The sequence below is a fragment of the Bacillus sp. FJAT-27001 genome (assembly GCF_019039175.1).
GTDB lineage: Bacteria > Bacillota > Bacilli > Bacillales > Bacillaceae > Bacillus > Bacillus velezensis.
In genome coordinates, this window is sequence record NZ_JAHOAA010000006.1 from 156,743 (window position 1) to 158,355 (window position 1,613).

Genomic DNA, 1,613 nt, shown 5'->3' on the forward strand with positions numbered 1-1,613 from the left:
TGGAATCCCTCAAGGAATGGAATACAAAATCTCAGAGGATGCAACATTGACAACGATAGTTGATGCAGACGGAAACCCGATCAACTTGTACGAGCGTGATATGGTTGCTCTCCGTGTAACTCAGCAAGTCGGATTCATGACATTGACCGATGATGCTTTTGCTGCTATTACACCAGCACCGGAGGCGTAAGCTTATGGGATACACATCTAAAAACTATAACACTAATAACGGCGACAAATTGGTGATTGGTGGCGAGCTTGAAATAAAAGAGGGCGCGAAGGTGACCGGGTTATCGGGTTCTGCGCCTGCTCCTAAAACTATCACTTCGGAAATGATCGGCGACGGAGAAGTGAAAAACCTCAATATCGGTGATGGTTCTGTCCAAAATCGTAACATCGGCACCGGTAGTGTACAAAATGCCAACATCGGTGCCAAAGCAGTTACTTTAGCTAAACTCGGTGACGATGTGACAGCCAAACTATCTGATTTAGAGAATCGGGTAAAAGCACTGGAAGGAGGCGGCGCGTGATATGAAAGCATCTAACGGTTCCAAAACCATTGAATGCACTGAAAAGGCTTTTGAGGTGGTTTATTCTCACATTGGTTTTAAGAGAGTGGAAGAGGCCAAACAATCTAAAGAGCCGAACGAACTGCCGGGTACAAACCTTCTTGATATGACTGAAGAGCAATTGAAAAAGGTGAATAAGGATGAAATCGTTGCCTTTCTGAAGGAGAACGAATATGAATTTGATCCCAAAGCGCCTAAAGAGGAACTGATCAAAATTGTTCTCGGTGAAGTGTAGGTGATTCTATGGATGTTCAAACCGTAAAAAATATGCTTGGCATAAAAACAGACAGCCACGATACCTATCTGGCCGAGGTCCTGCCTCTGTTCATAGATCAAGCAAAAGACTGGTGCAACAACTCATTCACGGTCAATGGAGAAGAAAAATTACCAGCAGGGGTAAAGCTGTATGTCGCGAAAGCGATCGAGCATAACATGACTCCGTCCAATCTTTCCGGCCGAAGTATGGGAGATGTCTCATATTCTTATGAAACAGAGCTACCAAGCAGCATTACGAAGCTTCTTGCTCCATACAGAAAGCTGAGAGTCATATGATCTATGAAGAATTTCCACATGTCGTCACGTTTCAACGGGTGGAAAAGGTGCCGGACGGCGGCGGGGGCTATGTTGAAAAATTCACTGATTATCTCACAACAGAGGCCTTTGTCGGCGGGATTACGTCCCGGGAATATTATCAGGCTCAGCAACTTCAGAACCCGGTTGATTGCAATGTGTATTTCCCGTATCGCAATGATATTGAGAAGACAATGCGGATCATCTACGAAAACAAGGTGCTGACTCTCAAATCAGATCCGATCGACCAGGGCGGCATGCATGAGATTATGAATTTGAAATGTCAGGTTACGGGGGTGCTGAAGGGCAATGGCTGAGGTGAGCGGCAGATGGGTCAGGCAGATGCAAAGAGCCACGAGCGAGTTCAGAAACCGGGTCATAGATGATATTAAGCAACTGGTCACAGACACGGCCGAGCTGATTTACAGCCATGCTGTTCTGAATGCTCCGACCGCCGCAATAGACGGGGGGAAC

Annotated in this window: 4 protein-coding genes and 2 pseudogenes; all 6 read left to right on the top strand. The window is 46.2% G+C overall.

Translation table 11 applies throughout. The features are described 5' to 3' along the window. Positions 1-190 (top strand): annotated as a pseudogene (locus BGM27_RS20615) (phage major capsid protein); the annotation flags it as partial. 4 nt (positions 191-194) lie between these two features. Then, entirely contained in the window at positions 195-530 is a 336-nt protein-coding gene (locus BGM27_RS17080; protein WP_007408593.1) for a hypothetical protein, read from the top strand. 1 nt (position 531) lies between these two features. Further along, the gene (locus BGM27_RS17085; protein ID WP_007408592.1) at positions 532-804 is read left to right on the top strand and encodes a hypothetical protein; all 273 of its coding nucleotides are present in this window, start codon (positions 532-534) and stop codon (positions 802-804) included. An 8-nt stretch (positions 805-812) separates the two neighbouring features. Next, on the top strand, positions 813-1,121 hold the full coding sequence (locus tag BGM27_RS17090) for a phage head-tail connector protein (RefSeq protein ID WP_217031307.1): 309 nt from the start codon (positions 813-815) through the stop codon (positions 1,119-1,121). Then, positions 1,118-1,456: a phage head closure protein gene (locus tag BGM27_RS17095; protein WP_007408590.1), complete on the top strand. Its 339-nt coding sequence runs from the start codon at positions 1,118-1,120 to the stop codon at positions 1,454-1,456. Before BGM27_RS17090 ends, BGM27_RS17095 begins: the two co-directional genes overlap by 4 nt. Further along, positions 1,449-1,613, top strand: a pseudogene (locus BGM27_RS20820) (HK97 gp10 family phage protein); the annotation flags it as partial. The gene BGM27_RS17095 and the pseudogene BGM27_RS20820, both read left to right, overlap by 8 nt.